General features: G+C 50.7%; 10 protein-coding genes. 5 read left to right on the plus strand and 5 right to left on the minus strand.

Features of this window, described 5'->3' with window-relative positions:
• Positions 1 to 5: 5 nt before the first annotated feature.
• From Q397_RS20505 to rpmG, 4 genes are all read left to right on the plus strand, one after another.
• Entirely contained in the window at positions 6 to 2,339 is a 2,334-nt protein-coding gene (locus Q397_RS20505) for a methyl-accepting chemotaxis protein (RefSeq protein WP_028877908.1), read from the plus strand.
• A gap of 76 nt (positions 2,340 to 2,415) precedes the next feature.
• Complete coding sequence (gene rnr / locus Q397_RS20510) at positions 2,416 to 4,674, plus strand: ribonuclease R (RefSeq protein ID WP_051609595.1); 2,259 nt, start codon at positions 2,416 to 2,418, stop codon at positions 4,672 to 4,674.
• Between the two features lie 55 nt (positions 4,675 to 4,729).
• Complete coding sequence (locus tag Q397_RS20515; protein WP_051609596.1) at positions 4,730 to 6,307, plus strand: S41 family peptidase; 1,578 nt, start codon at positions 4,730 to 4,732, stop codon at positions 6,305 to 6,307.
• A 112-nt stretch (positions 6,308 to 6,419) separates the two neighbouring features.
• On the plus strand, positions 6,420 to 6,587 hold the full coding sequence (gene rpmG / locus Q397_RS0101480; protein WP_028877909.1) for a 50S ribosomal protein L33: 168 nt from the start codon (positions 6,420 to 6,422) through the stop codon (positions 6,585 to 6,587).
• A gap of 83 nt (positions 6,588 to 6,670) precedes the next feature.
• Here rpmG and Q397_RS0101485 read toward each other — a convergent pair whose 3' ends face one another.
• The 5 genes from Q397_RS0101485 to Q397_RS20520 all read right to left on the minus strand — a co-directional run bounded on the left by Q397_RS0101485 (position 6,671) and on the right by Q397_RS20520 (position 13,721).
• Positions 6,671 to 7,039, minus strand: a complete 369-nt coding sequence (locus Q397_RS0101485) for a response regulator (RefSeq protein ID WP_028877910.1) — start codon at positions 7,037 to 7,039, stop codon at positions 6,671 to 6,673.
• A 161-nt stretch (positions 7,040 to 7,200) separates the two neighbouring features.
• A complete protein-coding gene (locus tag Q397_RS0101490; protein ID WP_028877911.1) occupies positions 7,201 to 8,559 on the minus strand; it encodes a hypothetical protein in 1,359 nt (452 codons plus the stop codon).
• Positions 8,560 to 8,600: 41 nt separating this feature from the next.
• Positions 8,601 to 9,587 (minus strand): response regulator, encoded by a 987-nt coding sequence (locus Q397_RS0101495; RefSeq protein WP_028877912.1) that lies wholly within the window; start codon positions 9,585 to 9,587, stop codon positions 8,601 to 8,603.
• Positions 9,584 to 10,720, minus strand: a complete 1,137-nt coding sequence (locus Q397_RS0101500) for an ABC transporter substrate-binding protein (RefSeq protein ID WP_028877913.1) — start codon at positions 10,718 to 10,720, stop codon at positions 9,584 to 9,586. The genes Q397_RS0101495 and Q397_RS0101500 overlap by 4 nt, the downstream gene beginning before the upstream one ends.
• The gene (locus Q397_RS20520) at positions 10,710 to 13,721 is read right to left on the minus strand and encodes an MHYT domain-containing protein (protein ID WP_051609597.1); all 3,012 of its coding nucleotides are present in this window, start codon (positions 13,719 to 13,721) and stop codon (positions 10,710 to 10,712) included. The genes Q397_RS0101500 and Q397_RS20520 overlap by 11 nt, the downstream gene beginning before the upstream one ends.
• A gap of 324 nt (positions 13,722 to 14,045) precedes the next feature.
• On the opposite strand from Q397_RS20520, the gene Q397_RS0101510 reads away from it, so the two are divergent.
• On the plus strand, positions 14,046 to 15,308 hold the full coding sequence (locus Q397_RS0101510; protein WP_028877914.1) for a hypothetical protein: 1,263 nt from the start codon (positions 14,046 to 14,048) through the stop codon (positions 15,306 to 15,308).
• Positions 15,309 to 15,353 lie beyond the last annotated feature (45 nt).

Genomic DNA, 15,353 nt, shown 5'->3' on the forward strand with positions numbered 1-15,353 from the left:
GTGGAATGAGTTTCTTTCACAATATCAGGCTGGCCTATAAGATCGGTTTTGGTGTGGTCTTTGTGGCGTTGGCGTCAATTTTGATTATCGTGTTTTCTATGACGCGATCCTTTGAAGGAATGATCGAAGAGTCGGAAAACCGCGAGCTTGGCAATCACTATCTATCGATCTTGAGTGCGATTGAGGCTGAGGCCTATCGTGCAGAATCGTTAGCCCAAATGTCGGCACATATCCCGCAAGCGGCAGAAGCGTTCGCCAATCAGGACCGCGAGGCTTTGTTTGGCCTGTTTTTACCTGTGTTTGCGGAACTCAAGCAGAATTACGCAGTGCGCCAATTCCAGTATCATTTGCCACCGGCGACATCGTTTGCCCGTATCCATAAGCCGGAAAAGTTTGGCGATGACCTGTCAGGGTTTCGCAAAACGGTGATCGAAACCAATGCGACGAAGAAAACCATTGTTGGTATTGAAAAAGGCGTTGCAGGTTTAGGGGTGCGCGGCGTGGTCCCGGTCTTTAAAGGGCAGACACATCTGGGGTCGGTTGAGTTTGGCATGTCTTTTGGTCCGGCTTTCTTTGAACGGTATAAAGAAAATTACGGCATTGATCTCGCCCTCCATATCGAAGGGGAGAAAGGCTTTAAGACGTTTGCTTCCACCATTGGGGACAGCGCAATGGCAGCGGATGTTGATCTTGCGTCGGTCCTTGGCGGGGAACGGGTGATCACACAGATCGATCACGCGGGCGGGCATTATGCGGTCTTGTACGATGTGGTGCGCGATTTCTCCAACAAACCCATCGGGGTGCTGGAAGTGGCGATGGACACCACCGGCTATTTTACGATGCTGAACGGGGCGCGTAACAATGCACTGATTTTTGGCGCAGGTGCGCTTGCATTGTCCGTTTTGCTGTCGATCTTTTTGTCGAAATCCATTTCAAATCCGATTATCCGTATGACCAAAGCTTTGAATCTATTGGCAAACAAACAGTTTGACGTGGACATTCCTGCGCGGGAACGTAGCGATGAAGTCGGCACCATGGCCCAAGCGGTGCGGGATCTGCGGGAACGTGCCATGAAGATGGATGAATTTGAAAAACAACGCGAAGCCCATGTCGCGCGTCTGGAAACGTGGGAAGGGGAAGTGAAAGCCCAATCCAAAAACCAGCTGCATGGGGTGGTGGAAGCCGCGATCCAGAGCAATGAAGCCATCGTGGTGATGGCAGCGATGCGCAACGATATCGCCAATGTTAACCAAGCCAGTGAAACCATGGCTTCGGCTGTGGAAGAACTCGTGGCCTCCGTCAACGAGATTGCCCAGAACGGGGAAGCCATCGCCGTTGATGCCCGCAGTGCGGAAGAAGCGTCGGGACAAGGGATGTTGGAAGCTGAAAATGCGACCAAAGCCATGACGGATATTTTCGATGCGGTTAATCAGGCGGTTGAGAAGACGTCGATGTTGGCAAAATCATCCGAACAAATTGGCGATATCGTCAGCCAAATTGAAGCGATTGCGGAACAGACCAACCTGCTGGCCCTGAACGCCACCATTGAAGCTGCGCGCGCAGGCGAGGCGGGTAAAGGGTTTGCCGTGGTGGCAAGCGAGGTGAAAAATCTTGCCAACCAGACTTCCCGTGCGACCGAAGATATCAATGCCCGTATCAACACCTTGTTGAACGAGATGGACGAAATCACCAGCTCCATGAGTGCGGGGAACGAAGCGGTCCATACGGGGCAAAAGGTGATCGGTGATCTTTATAGCCGTTTGGGGCAGATGAATTCGCAGGTCAATAACGTAACAGGCAAAGTCGAGGAAATTGCTGGTATCCTGTCGCAGCAGACCGCTGCGGCCAATGAGGTTGCGGATGGCACGACCAACATTGCGCGTCTTGCTAAACAGAATAATGTTGAGATCGACAAGGTGTTAACCGCGATTGATAACAGTAACCTTGAACTGGACAAACGGGTGGATGAATTCGCCAAAGGTGGCGATGCCTACAGCATCGTTCATGTGGCGAAAAACGATCACATGAGTTTCAAACGCCGTGTGGTGAATACGGTTATGGGGCGTCGTGATCATAAATCGTCGGAGATGCCGGATCATCATACGTGCCGCTTGGGCCGTTGGTATGATCATGTGGAGGATGAGCGTCTGCTGTCCCATCCGGCTTTCCAGAAACTTGTGCAACCGCATGAGCAGGTTCACAGCCATGGGGTCGCTGCTTTGAAAGCGCATGAAGCACATGATTTTGAACGCGCAATCGAGGAACTTAATTTGCTGGATCGATATTCCAAAGAGGTTCTGGACATTCTGGATGAATTGTCTCAGGCCGTGGAAGATTAAAATTCGGGGTAGCCTTTGTGAGTGCCAGCCTATACAACAGTAGGATTATAGGATTTTCTCACAAAGGCACACCAGCTTGAACGATACCCCCAAAAAACCGGTTCCGTTTCCAACGAAAGAACAAATTCTCGAATTTATCAACGAGTCCCCCTCAACGGTGGGAAAGCGGGAAATTGCGCGTGCTTTTGGCCTGCGCGGACCGGATAAAATCCAGCTTAAAAAAATCCTCAAGCAGATGGAAAATGACGGCAAGGTCGGACGGGGGCGTCAACGCCGTTTCGCCACACCCGGTTCCATGCCCGATGTGGCTGTGCTGGAAGTCAGCGGTATTGATGAAGATGGCGAACTGTTGGCAAAACCAGTGTCGTGGCAGGGTGATGACCGTCCGCCAAAAATCTATGTCTCACAATCCAGCGGGCGCACTGCTTATGGCATGCGTGATCGCTTGTTGTGCCGGATGCGTAAAGTCTCTGCCAAGGAATATGAGGCGCAGGTCATTCGCCAAATCTCCGAAGCGCCGTCGCGTATTTTGGGAATTTATCAGGGGGATGGCAGTCAAGGCCGCTTGATCCCGACGGATCGTCGTGCCAAAAGCGAATTTGTCATCGCCAAAGAAAATACGATGGATGCGGAAAACGGCGAACTGGTCCTGTGTGAACCTTTGCCTGGTCGTATTTATGGTTTGAAACCCGCGCGCGTTGTTGAGCGTCTGGGCGATAGCAACCAGCCCAAGGCCGTGTCCCTTGTGTGTATTCATGCCCACGATATCCCGAACGAATTCCCCGCCGCAGCGGTAGAACAGGCGGAGAATGCCAAGGCTGTCCCACTGGGGAAAAGGGTTGATTTGCGCGAAATCCCGTTGGTGACCATCGACGGGGCTGATGCGCGTGACTATGATGACGCGGTCTTTGCAGAACCGGATACGGACCCTAAAAACGAGGGGGGCTGGCATATCATCGTCGCGATCGCAGATGTTGCCCATTATGTCCGCACCAACGACGAATTGGACCGCAGCGCTTATGAACGGGGCAATTCGGTCTATTTCCCCGATCGGGTGGTGCCCATGTTACCGGAGGCGTTATCAAACGGCTGGTGTTCCTTGGTGCCGAATGAAGATCGCGGCTGTCTGGCAGCGCATATGTGGATTGATGCGGATGGGCATTTGTTGCGCCATAAATTTGTGCGTGGCCTGATGCGATCTCATGCGCGCTTGACTTATGAGCAAGCACAGGCCGCCCGCGATGGACAGACCGATGAGATCACCGCACCTTTGATGGAACAGGTGATCAATCCGCTGTATGGCGCTTACGAAAGCTTTTTGAAATACCGCGAAGAACGTAATGTTCTGGAACTGGATGTACCGGAACGCAAAATGGCGTTTGATGACGAAGGCAAGGTGGCGTCCATTGATAAACGCCAACGTCTGGATAGCCATAAGCTGATCGAAGAATTTATGATCACCGCAAACGTTGCCGCAGCCGAAGCGTTGGAGCAAAAGTCTCAACCTTGCATGTATCGTATCCACGATGCGCCGGGGCTGGAAAAGATGGAAGCCCTGCGTCAGTTCTTGGGCTCGCTGGATATTAAGATTGCAAAGGGTCAAACGCCGAACCCGAAAATCTTTAACCGGATTTTGGCACAGGCTGCGGAAACAGATCAAAGCCATATGATCAATACCATCGTGTTGCGCTCACAGGCACAGGCAGAATATAACCCCGAAAATATCGGGCATTTTGGTCTGGCACTGCATCGTTATGCCCACTTTACGTCCCCGATCCGTCGATATTCCGATCTGCTGGTCCATCGTGCCTTGATCAAAGGCTATGGTCTGGGGGAAGGCGGTCTGGAAGATGGCGGCAAAGACTTTAGCGATATGGGGGAACACCTGTCGAAAACGGAACGTCGCGCTGCCGCAGCGGAACGGGACGCGATGGATCGCTATACGACCCTATTTATGGCGGATCGTGTCGGGGCCAGCTTTGGCGCACGCATCAATGGGGTGACACGTTTTGGCCTGTTTATCACGCTGGATGAAACCGGCGCTGATGGCCTGATCCCGATCCGAAGCCTGCCCGGTGATTTTTATGATCATGATGAAGATTTGCATTTGTTGCGTGGGAAACGCACAGGACTTGTCTTCCGTCTGGGAGAACGGGTGGAAGCAAAATTGATCGAAGCCGATGTGATTACAGGCGGGATGGTCTTTAATCTTGTTTTAAAGCCGGAAGACGTGGCGAAGGCTGCAAAATCGGGAAGTGGTGAGCGCAGGACAAAGAAAGGCCACCGTAAGGGCTTTAAAAAGGGACCTAAAAGCAGACCGCGACAGCGATCCTGATCGACTGTCGTTTAGTCTGCGTGACAAAAGCGGACTTATTTGTCATGATCATCACATGAAACAGATGAATAACGCATTTTGCTCTTCAATCATGGCGATTTTGCTGCTGTCGGCCTGTGGGACGGCACCGTCGGACGACGCCCATCTGTCGGGACAATCGACGTTTGTGGATATGGGCGAAAAATTGCCCCGCGACGAGATTTCATCTGTTTTGGCCTCTGGTTTTTACAGTATCTCCGAACGCGCCTTGACGCCGGTTGATGTGCGCTCCTTGGGGTTGGAAGGCTTGCGTGGGCTCGCCACCATTGATCCTGCAATCGGAATACAGGAAGTCAACGGCACGGTGGAAATCTGGTATGGCGACCAACGGGTCAGCACATTGGTGGAGCCGATGGCCCACGACAGCGAAAGCTGGTCGGATGTGGTCTATGATACGTTAAGTGTACTCTGGTCCCATTCTTCCGACCTTGCACAGACAAATGCCGAACGGATCTATGAGGCGGTCTTTGATGCGGCGCTGGCTAATCTGGATATTTTTTCCAGATATGCAGGCAAGCGTGAAGCTGAAGAACATCGCGATAATCGCGAAGGTCATGGCGGGGTCAATCTGACGTTAGACAAGATAGATCAGCGCTTCTTTATCAAGCAGGTGGATCGGGAAAGCCCGGCCTATGAAGCGGGTGTGCGCAAAGGCGATATGTTGATCAGCGTCGATGGACAAGCCGTGGTCGGCAAAAGTTTGCACGACGTAGACACGATGTTGCGCGGTAAAATCCAGACCGAACTGGTGTTGGAAATTGAACGCATTTCAACCGGCGTGTCGCAAAAACTGTTTGTCTGGCGCGAGTTGGTGATCCCGCAAACGATGTGGACGACGTTTGAGGACGGGGTGTTGGATGTGCGTATCACCAGCTTTAATGAACGCACGGCCCGTCGTCTGTCCCAACAGGTGCAGGATATTGCCTTGATGCATGGCAACCGCTTTAAAGGTGTTATACTGGATTTGCGCGGCAATCCCGGTGGTTTATTGCGAAAAGCGGTGCAGGTCGCCGATTTGTTTTTGGCAGGCGGGCGAATTATCTCCACCAAGGGACGACACCCCGATAGTTTGGAAGTATATGAGGCAGATCCTGTGGATGTGGCCCAAGGCCGTCCCATCGTGATCTTAATGGATGGCAAAAGCGCCTCAGCATCGGAAATCGTCGCGGCTTCCTTACAGGATCGTAAGCGCGCGGTTGTGGTTGGTAGTTCGTCTTATGGCAAAGGGACTGTGCAGTCTGTCCAGCGTCTGCCCAATAACGGTGAAATCACAGTTACCTGGTCGCGTTTGATCGCACCTAGCGGATATGCCTTCCACGGGCTTGGTGTGCGCCCTTCGGTCTGTACAAGCGGTGTCGAGGGGCAGGGGCGCTTTGGTGCCGCCCTGTGGGAAGATGACGGACGTGCGTTGATGAAAAACTGGCGTAGCGTTGCTATTGAGGACCGGACGGGACGTAAAAAACTGCGCCTGACCTGTCCGCCGGATCGTCAGGAGAAAGGAATCGATATGGTGGTTGCCCGCAATATTATCCTTGATCCGGACATCTATCGACGTTTCAAGGGGTTTACGACCATCGCAACCATCGCACAATAGCTGGGAATTTAACAGATTGTCATAAAAACGCATAAAGCGGGTTGACATAGATTGTTTTGCCTGTATTGTCCGGGCCTCGAAGCGCAATATTTTTGCAACAGGATTTGATAAGATGGCTAAGCCAACCACCATTCAGGTCAGACTGGTAAGCACCGCTGACACGGGTTATTTTTACGTAACTAAGAAAAACCCGCGCAACATCACCGAGAAGCTGGAATTCCGCAAATACGACCCGGTGGTACGCAAGCACGTGCTGTTTAAAGAAGCGAAGATTAAATAATCTTGTTTCTTACCAGACGTATACCTTATTAAAAAAGGCTTTCGTGTTATACGAAAGCCTTTTTTATTGCCTGAACGCTCGGGTCATTTACCGATAAAACCTTGAACCTCGCCGATAAAGTCCGCTATGGAAATGGGCTTGGACATATAAGCATCGCAGCCGGATTGCATAATTCTTTCCTCATCGCCCTTCATGGCGAAGGCGGTAACGGCGATGATCGGGATCTCGCTGAGGTCGTCATGGGCTTTGATGTCTTTTGTTGCCTCTGCCCCTGAAATATCGGGCAGTTGTATATCCATGATAATCAGGTTGGGAGAGTGCTGGAGGGCCAGTTCTTTCGCCTGTGTCCCTGTGGCGGTCTGTATGGTGTTATAGCCGTGGGCCTGTAAAAGATCGTTGAACAGTTTCATGTTCATTTCGTTATCTTCAACGATCAGAATCGTTTTTGTCATTATAAAGCCTGTAGTTTCTCAAGAGTGCTGTTGAGTATTTTTTTTAGTGGCATTTACAATGAATTTTCATAAAAAACCTGTCAATCTAAACCAGCCCCAGGGTGTAGATTAAATCAATGAATTACACTTAAGGTGTGATTTATCACGTTCGTTGCCACTCTTTAGTTCAGGAGGGCGAGAAGCAGGTTCAGAACCACTATCAGGATCACCGTGGCATAGAGGGAAAAACCGCTGTGCCAATCCCACGCAATTTTAAAGTTGGATTTGCCCGTGACGCTGGACAGATAGATCACGGTCGCCGATAGGGGCGACACGTTGGTGCCCTGTCCCCACATGGTAATCAAGGCCAGTGCAAAGACAAGCGGAGGAATGCCGGTATTTTCCGGCGTTAAGATGGACGAGAGCACGATTACAAAGATTACCGGATGCAAACCGATGGCGCTGATCAGTAAAAACGCCAGCATGATCAGGCTGAGGATCAGATGGGGAGACAAGCCCGCAAGCAGGGACTGCACATCAAGGGGTGTTTGTTGGATGAAATCTGAAAAGCAGGCGCCAAAGATATTGGCGCTGGTAAACAGAAAGGTCTCGCCGCGCAAGGATCGGAAGCTCTTGAAAATATCGTTATAGAGAATGGAAGGCAGGTTGCTTTCCTGTTTGCGGGTGATGGTGTACAGCCAGATGATGGAAAAGAGGGGCGCAACCACCGCCAGTGAAATCGAGATGGTCCAGACAAACAGTTCAGAAACCGCGATGACACAGGCAAACAGGCTGATCAGCACCAGTAAGGTGCGGATGAACTTGGCGGCATCAAAGACAGGGGCCGGGGCGGTTGAGGGTGTTTCAGCTTGTCCGCGTTTGAAATAGAGCCGATCAAGCGCCCAGCCGAGCAGCAGAAGCCCTAAGGCCATGGAAAAGCCATAGGGGGCCACATCAATCCAGTCTGCCCCGTCCGTGAGGCTTAAAACGATCATGGTGCCGACAAAAAACGGGGACCAACAGGTCGCGGTGCCAAATCCAAAGGAAATGGCGCGGACAAGGCGTGATTGCAGCAGAGTGTCCGACACATTGCGGACCATGGGGCTGAGCAGGGAAAAGCTGGCAAGGTTAAAGGCCGCCCCCAACAGGTGGGAGGCAAAGGATAGAAAGAAAAACCGTCGTCCCGCTGGTTGCTGAACCACATATTGACGCACGGACAACAGGGCGGGGCTATAATTGGACGGCGCTTGCAACCATGTGACGGAGGCAAAGAGCAACAAAAACGGCAGGGTCTTGCGCACCCCCGTGTACAGCAGGTGGCCCAGATTGTCGTCAATGATCGCAAAGACAACCCCGATGAGAAACAGAATACCCCCGATGATCTTTGCCAGCTGTTTGATATGCCTGAACTCAATTGCGAGATAGAGGACTGCACAGGCAACTGCGATATTTGCGAGATCTTCCTTGCCCAGAACTTCCGCAAGGACAGTCAGGACGGAGATGATAAAAAACAGACTACAGGAAAGACGTTCAAGGGACATGGGGTTCACAAAGTAACGGGGGGAAAGGGGAGGAAAGGTGATTATTCCTCTTTCCAGCGTTCACGTACATCTAGAATTTCGGGCAAGCAGTGAAGGAACAGGTTGACCAGAGCGGGATCAAAATGGCTACCGGCATTTTCTTCGATTAGCGCGATTGCTTTTTCTACGGGCCAAGCTTCTTTGTACGGGCGCTGGGTGGTCAGGGCATCAAAGACGTCTGCAATGGCGACGATACGTCCTGCCAGCGGGATTTCTTCACCCTTTAGTCCTTTTGGATAGCCGGAACCATCCCATTTTTCATGATGGGTCAGGGCAATTTGGGACGCGAGCTTGAGCAGCGGGGATTTATGCTCTCCGATAATGCGGGCGCCAAACTCAGGGTGCTTTTGCATGGTTTCCCATTCGTCTTTATCCAGTTTGCCGGGTTTGAGCAGGATATGGTCAGGGATACCGATTTTACCGATGTCGTGCATGGGGGCGGCGTTTAACAGGCGTTCGGCTTCTTCATCGTCCATCCCTGCAGCACGACCAAGGATCATGGAATAATGGCTCATGCGGATAACATGCAAGCCGGTTTCATTATCTTTAAATTCGGCCGCATGGCCCAGACGGCGGATAATTTCCAGCCGGGTGTCGTGCAGTTCTTCCACGCGTACAAGGGAGAGATGGGTGCGCACACGCGCCTGTACGATCGGGGCACTGACAGGTTTGGAGATATAATCTACAGCCCCCACATCAAAGCCCAGTTTTTCATCTTCCACATCGACCATCGCGGTGACGAAAATGACCGGAATACCTTTTGTCGCCTCATCTTGCTTGAGCCGTCGCACGGTTTCATAACCGTTCATATCCGGCATCATGATATCCATCAGGATCAGGTCAGGGGACTGTTTTTGCGCAAACTCAATAGCTTTCTGGCCGTTTTTTGCAAAGACCAACTGATAGCTGTCTTGCAGGATCTGCTTGAGAACCTGCAAGTTGACCGGTTCGTCATCAACGATAAGGATTTTCTTTTGCGGGGATGTCATTCGTATTTTTCTCCCATATTGATGACAAGTAAAAAGACGGTAAAGAGGAACAGGCCGCTTATCAGGACGCAAAGGCTCAGTAAAAGGGATTTATGACGCTCAAAAAAACTGGGGATGGGCTCGGTAATTTTGGCTTGTCCCTTGAGGGTGGGCGGAATGTCGAGCCCGATTGCTTGCATGGCCGTTTCGTTAAAGAGGTATTCGTTCGGGCTTTTTTGTAAAGGCGGGACCAAATCCAACGAGCCGAATTGCACCCATTGAATGAGCAACTGAGCAGCAGCCCGTCCCTGCCGTAAGCCACTTGTGACATAGCCAGCCTGCACGCCTTCGATATGGGCAGCATCACTTAAGGTCAGGATTAACCCCTTTGTGGTTTCTCTGAGGGCGCGAATGCTGGTCTTTAGTTGCAGCAGGCGGCTGTCTTTATCATGTAAAGCGCCTAAGGATGTCAGTAGAATTGGTGTATCCGGGTACTTTTTAAGAAAGTTGAGAAGGTCATTCAGATAAGCCGTTTGTTTGAAAATCAAGGTAATGCCGGTCGCTTTGTCGGCAAGTTGGCGTTTGACCTCTTTTTCAATCAAGCCAGCCGTGCGGGTGGTATCCCCGATCACCAGCAATTGGCGGGCGTTGGGTTGCAAGGTTTGAAGGAGCATCAGGTTTTCGACAACATCGATCTGCTGGATCACGCCGGTGATGTTTGATCCGGGGTCTTGCTTTAGTGCTGATGTATCATTCACCCCTGAAAAGAAGATGGGGACGTCTGCTAAATGGGGGTGCAGATAGGTCTTGGCAAAAACATAGGCATTGTCGTCGGTGACATACAGGGCATCCGGCGTGCGGTTGCCATATTTACGCAGAATGAAATCGGCGTAATCCTGTGCATATTCGTCATCGAGTATCTGGAATTTTGTATCCAGATACTCGCTTGAGATATGAGTGGTCAGGGGGAGGTGCTCCTGCAAATGGGCAATAAACCCATCATGCTGGTTGCGTGTCCAAGGATATTCCGAACTATAGGAATGGATGCTGAGGATATGAAGGGGCCATGTGTCTTCTTGTGCTTTTAAAGGTGTGCTGCCAACACAAAACCACGTGAATAAAAGCGCCAGGGACAAGAGGGTTTTATGCATCATGATTAAAGACCCCTTCTTCAAATTCTTGCGGGCAGACCGATTGGGCAAGCGCCATCAGATGTTCAATCGCCGGGTCGAAGTCAAAGTTATTGATGGCTTCTTCCAGATCGATGAACGGTTTTTCTTTGGCATCGGACCCAATGCCCTCTCGTAACTGTTTGAGCAGGCCTTCCTCAAACGAGCCTTGAAGCAGGTTGTCTTGAAGCGCCTTGATTAAGTGCGCGAGGGTATCGCTGGCTAATCGTTCAGATTGAGGGCTTGCTTGGCAAATCGGTTTCTGGGTTTCCAGATGCTCGTTCAGCAGGCCAATATCTGCAAGGGCTGTTCTAAGACCTGTGGTGAGGGCTTTTAACAGGTCATCCAGATCGGTTTCACCCTGATGCAGGGAGGTTTCAATCTCCATCGCACATTGGGTCAGATTGGTGATGGCCAAATTGCCTGCCGCCCCTTTGAGGCGATGGGCAAGGTGTTGGGCATCTTCTGTCTGACCGGCGCAGAGTGCTTCTGCGATCTGTTGGTCAAAATCGCGGAACTGTTGGGCGAAGCTCAGCAGGTTGTCACGATACGCTTTGGCATTCCCCCAACGTGCCAGACCTTCCGTCACATTGATATCGCTCAGGTTCTGGAGGCCCGAGAGTAAATCTTCAACAGGTGTTGCGGCTGGAATGGAGGTCACTTCTTCATTGAGGACACGTGCGATTTCGGCAAACAGCATATCAAACTGAATGGGTTTGGTGACGAAGCCGTCCATCCCGGCATCATCGGCCGCCTTGCGGTCTTCCTGAAACGCACCGGCGGTCAGGGCGATGATAGGTAGGTGGCCTGCGTTGTTTTTTTGTTCCCATTTACGGATCAAGCGGGTGGCGGTCAAGCCGTCCGTTCCCGGCATTTGCACATCCATCAGCACCAGATCAAAATGGCCGTTCTGGACCGCGTCAAAGGCGAGTTGACCATTTTGGACCCAAACGACGGAATGACCGTTTTCTTTGAGGCGGAGGGTTAAAAGCTCGGCATTGGCGCTGACATCTTCTGCAATGAGGATTTTACGCGGGGTGATTTGATAGCGTGTGCTGTCGTCCCCCGTGTAGGTAAAGCTGACCGGACATTCCGAGATTTCTAAAGGCAGTTTGACTCGGAAAAGGCTGCCAAGGTTCTCAACACTTTCCACTTCGATCTTTCCGCCCATCAGTTCGGTCAATTGACGCGCGATCGAGGTCCCAAGGCCGGTTCCGCCAAAACGTCGGGTAATGGAGGCATCGGTTTGGGCGAAAGGGGTGAAAATTTCTTCGATCTTATCTTGCGGGATACCGATACCGGTGTCGCTGACTTCAAAGATCACATGGTCGTCCACACGTTTTGCCGTGAGTTTGACCTGACCTTTTTCGGTGAATTTGATGGCGTTGCCGATCAGATTGATCAAAATTTGACGGATACGGGTCAAGTCCCCAAGGTAACAAGGGGGCATGTTTTCGTCCCATTCAACATGCCAGTTCAGGCCTTTGTTGCGGGCGTTATTGTTAAAGACAGACAGCATCTCATCTAGAAACAGCGGCAGGTCAAACGGTTGCAGTTCCAGTTCCACGGCATGTTGGTTAAGCTTGGCCGTATCTAAAATGTCATTCAGCAGACGCAGCAGGGAGCGCGCGGAATGATGCACGATATCAAGCTGGCGACGTTGTTCGTCATCCAGTTTTTTAGACAGCACAACTTCGACAAAGCCGATGATGGCGTTCATGGGGGTGCGGATTTCGTGGCTCATGTTGGTCAAGAAAGCGGTTTTGGATTCAACGGCCTGCTGGGCTTCGTTGATGGCGCTGAGGAGCTGTTCTTCCATTTGTTTGCGCTCTGTAATATCGCGCAAGATACCGATATACATGCTGCCGCTGGGGTCTGCGGCTTCCCCGACGGAGAGTTCCAACGGGAACTGGCTGCCATCTTTGCGCAGGCCCATGACCTCACGACCGATGCCGATGATCTTCTTCTCACCGGTTTCTTGATAATGGTTCAGGTAACCGTCATGATTGCGGCTGTGATTTTCCGGCATCAACATCTTGACGTTTTTGCCCAGTACTTCTTCGCGCTTGTAGCCGAACATCTTTTCACAAGCCGGGTTATATTCCAGCATATTGCCGCGGTGATCGATCTGGATAATACCGTCCACAGCCGTATTGTAGATGGCGGCTTGGCGGTTTTGTTCGCGTTGCAGGTTCTGATTAAAGTTGCGATGGCGCACAAACAGGTTCAGGCCCAAGGTTGTAAAGGCAATGAAGATGGTGACGGTGGCAATGGCAACCGCAAGGAAGGTCCAATATTCAACGCTGTAGGTTTCACATTCTGCCGCATCACCGATAAAGACAGCGGCTTTCATGCCCGTATAATGCATCCCGGAGACGGCGAGGCCGAGCACAAATCCACCGGCAAGGGCGATTTTGGAATGGGAGAGATTGGGGAAATAGTGTTTCAGGCCAAAGCGCACCCAGACACCGAGGACGGAAAGGGCAATCACGACGATGATGGATAGCCCAAAGATGACAGGGTCGTAATAGAGGCTGGAGGAAATCTCCATTGCTGCCATACCGCTATAATGCATGGTCCCGATCCCGGCCCCCATCAGCGTGCCGCCGCCGAGCATCCGTTTGAAGGACAGGCTGTCTGCACTCAACATCACAAGGGCAAGGGCGCTGGCAAGGACACTCGGGATCATGGATAAGAGGGTGATTGGCACGTTGTAGCCCGTGTTGCCACAAATCTGAAAAGCGAGCATGCCAATAAAATGCATGGCCCAAACCCCGCCGCCCATGGCAAAGGAGCCGACCAGCAGCAACAGGCTTTGCATTTGTTTGGAGCCAGCGTGCTTGATCTGTGTTGCAGTTTCTAAGGCGACGCTAGAAGTGAAGACAGCAACCAGCAGGGACAAAATGACAAGCCAAGGTTCATATTGGCCTAAAAGAACGACGCCGTTTTCTGGTTTTTCTAGTAAAAATTGTAGTTGAGCATTCATTTGCTACGTGCAACCTTAGTGTGATTTCTCAGAGTAAATTATGTTTTTTGAATGAATATCAAAAGATACATAAATTTGTGTAACATTTTTAATTTTAACGCAATTCCGGTCAAGAAAACGTAAAATGGTGTGACAAGTGTGGCTTAGAAATCACGTTCAGTTGCTAAACGCGTTATATAGTAAGGGGGGCTTTCAATTTCTAGGTTTGAAGGGGGCGACTCCGGCAAAAAATATCCAAAGAACTGTGTTTTTTTTATCTTAATGTAGAGAATGGCGTGTGGTAGACAATTCTTGGATGGATTTTGCCTTAAGGGATTGTTTTACATGAAATTTAAAGTTTCAATTTTAAATGCTGTTTTTATGTGGTCTGTCTTGACTGCATTGGCAGTTTTAACGGTTAGTTTGATTAAAACGGGAACAAATCAGTCATTTTTTGATCATCTGATCGAATTTGGTGCCTATTCTGCGATTGTCGTCGTTTTATTCTATCTTTCTGTTGCCCCATTTGCATTTTGGTCGATTCGAAAGAAGGGGCACATTGTTTTACCTGTATATGTGCCGAGCCTTTTGCTTGTTGGTCTGGTCGTGGTTATAAGCTTAATTCTGGGCTTTACGGTGTCCAGGGTTTTCGTTCTTATTGTTTGTTTCGGTTTTCTTGAGGTTCTGAGCCTCGGATTTATGCATTATTCCGCACATAAAGCCGGATGTATTCAGCCTGTTAAGGTGCTGAAAATTGTCATTCCGGTTTGGCTGGTTGTGATGCTGGCGGCTTGGGGGTTTAGCACTGCTATCCTCTATTTTGCAGCAGCTGAGGAGCGCGTGATTGCAGAGTCTGTCGTGAAGCCTGACACTCAAGCTACAGTGCAAAATTCTGCAAAAAACGATGTGCAAATGGCATCTAACACTGTTGTGGCAAAAGCCAACGTAGGGTTGGTGGCATGGGATGCTTATGTTGTGGACGTCAATAATGGATTGCTTTGGATGCGGTGTCCGGTGGGAATGCGTTATGAAAAAGGGACATGCACAGGTCAGCCGCGTCGCTTGGATTTTGCGACTTTTCGAAAGGAAGCAAATGAAATCACCCGAGAGCTTACTTATTCACCGATGAGTTATTGGCACTTACCTACATTAGCGGAGCAAAAATCCGTCTCAGCTTGCCTAGAGGCAAAGCCATTTCGCCCAGCAGAGCCTACTGCAGACATTGGACTGTTTGGGGTGGGAAAGTCTGCGTCTGATCTGGCAAAGCAGCACAGTTTAAATTGCCAGAAAATACCAAAGCTGAATGCTAAAGAGCCTTTTTTCCCCAATGCACCGCAAGGGCGTTTTATGGTTCATAACAGTGATAGGCTTGGGAAGAACGAAGGATATGGCACCGTTGTAACGGTAGGTTTGAAGCCGGGGAATTTGTTGTCAAGCGATCAGGTCGGCGCAGAAAAGAAGGGTTACATACGTTTGGTGCGCAAGGCGACCTTTCAGGAGCTAAAACGTGTTAAGCAGGTTGCGCAACAGGGGGGAACAAGTCGTTCTCCCCAAAAGGTCACGTCGGTGATTGCAGACAGGAGTACGCGCCGGCCCTATACAATGTAGGGGATGTTGTAATTGATGGAGATAGGTTTTCCGGCCTTGAGTTCT

It is taken from the genome of Terasakiella pusilla DSM 6293, from assembly GCF_000688235.1.
GTDB classification, from domain to species: Bacteria; Pseudomonadota; Alphaproteobacteria; order Rhodospirillales; family Terasakiellaceae; genus Terasakiella; species Terasakiella pusilla.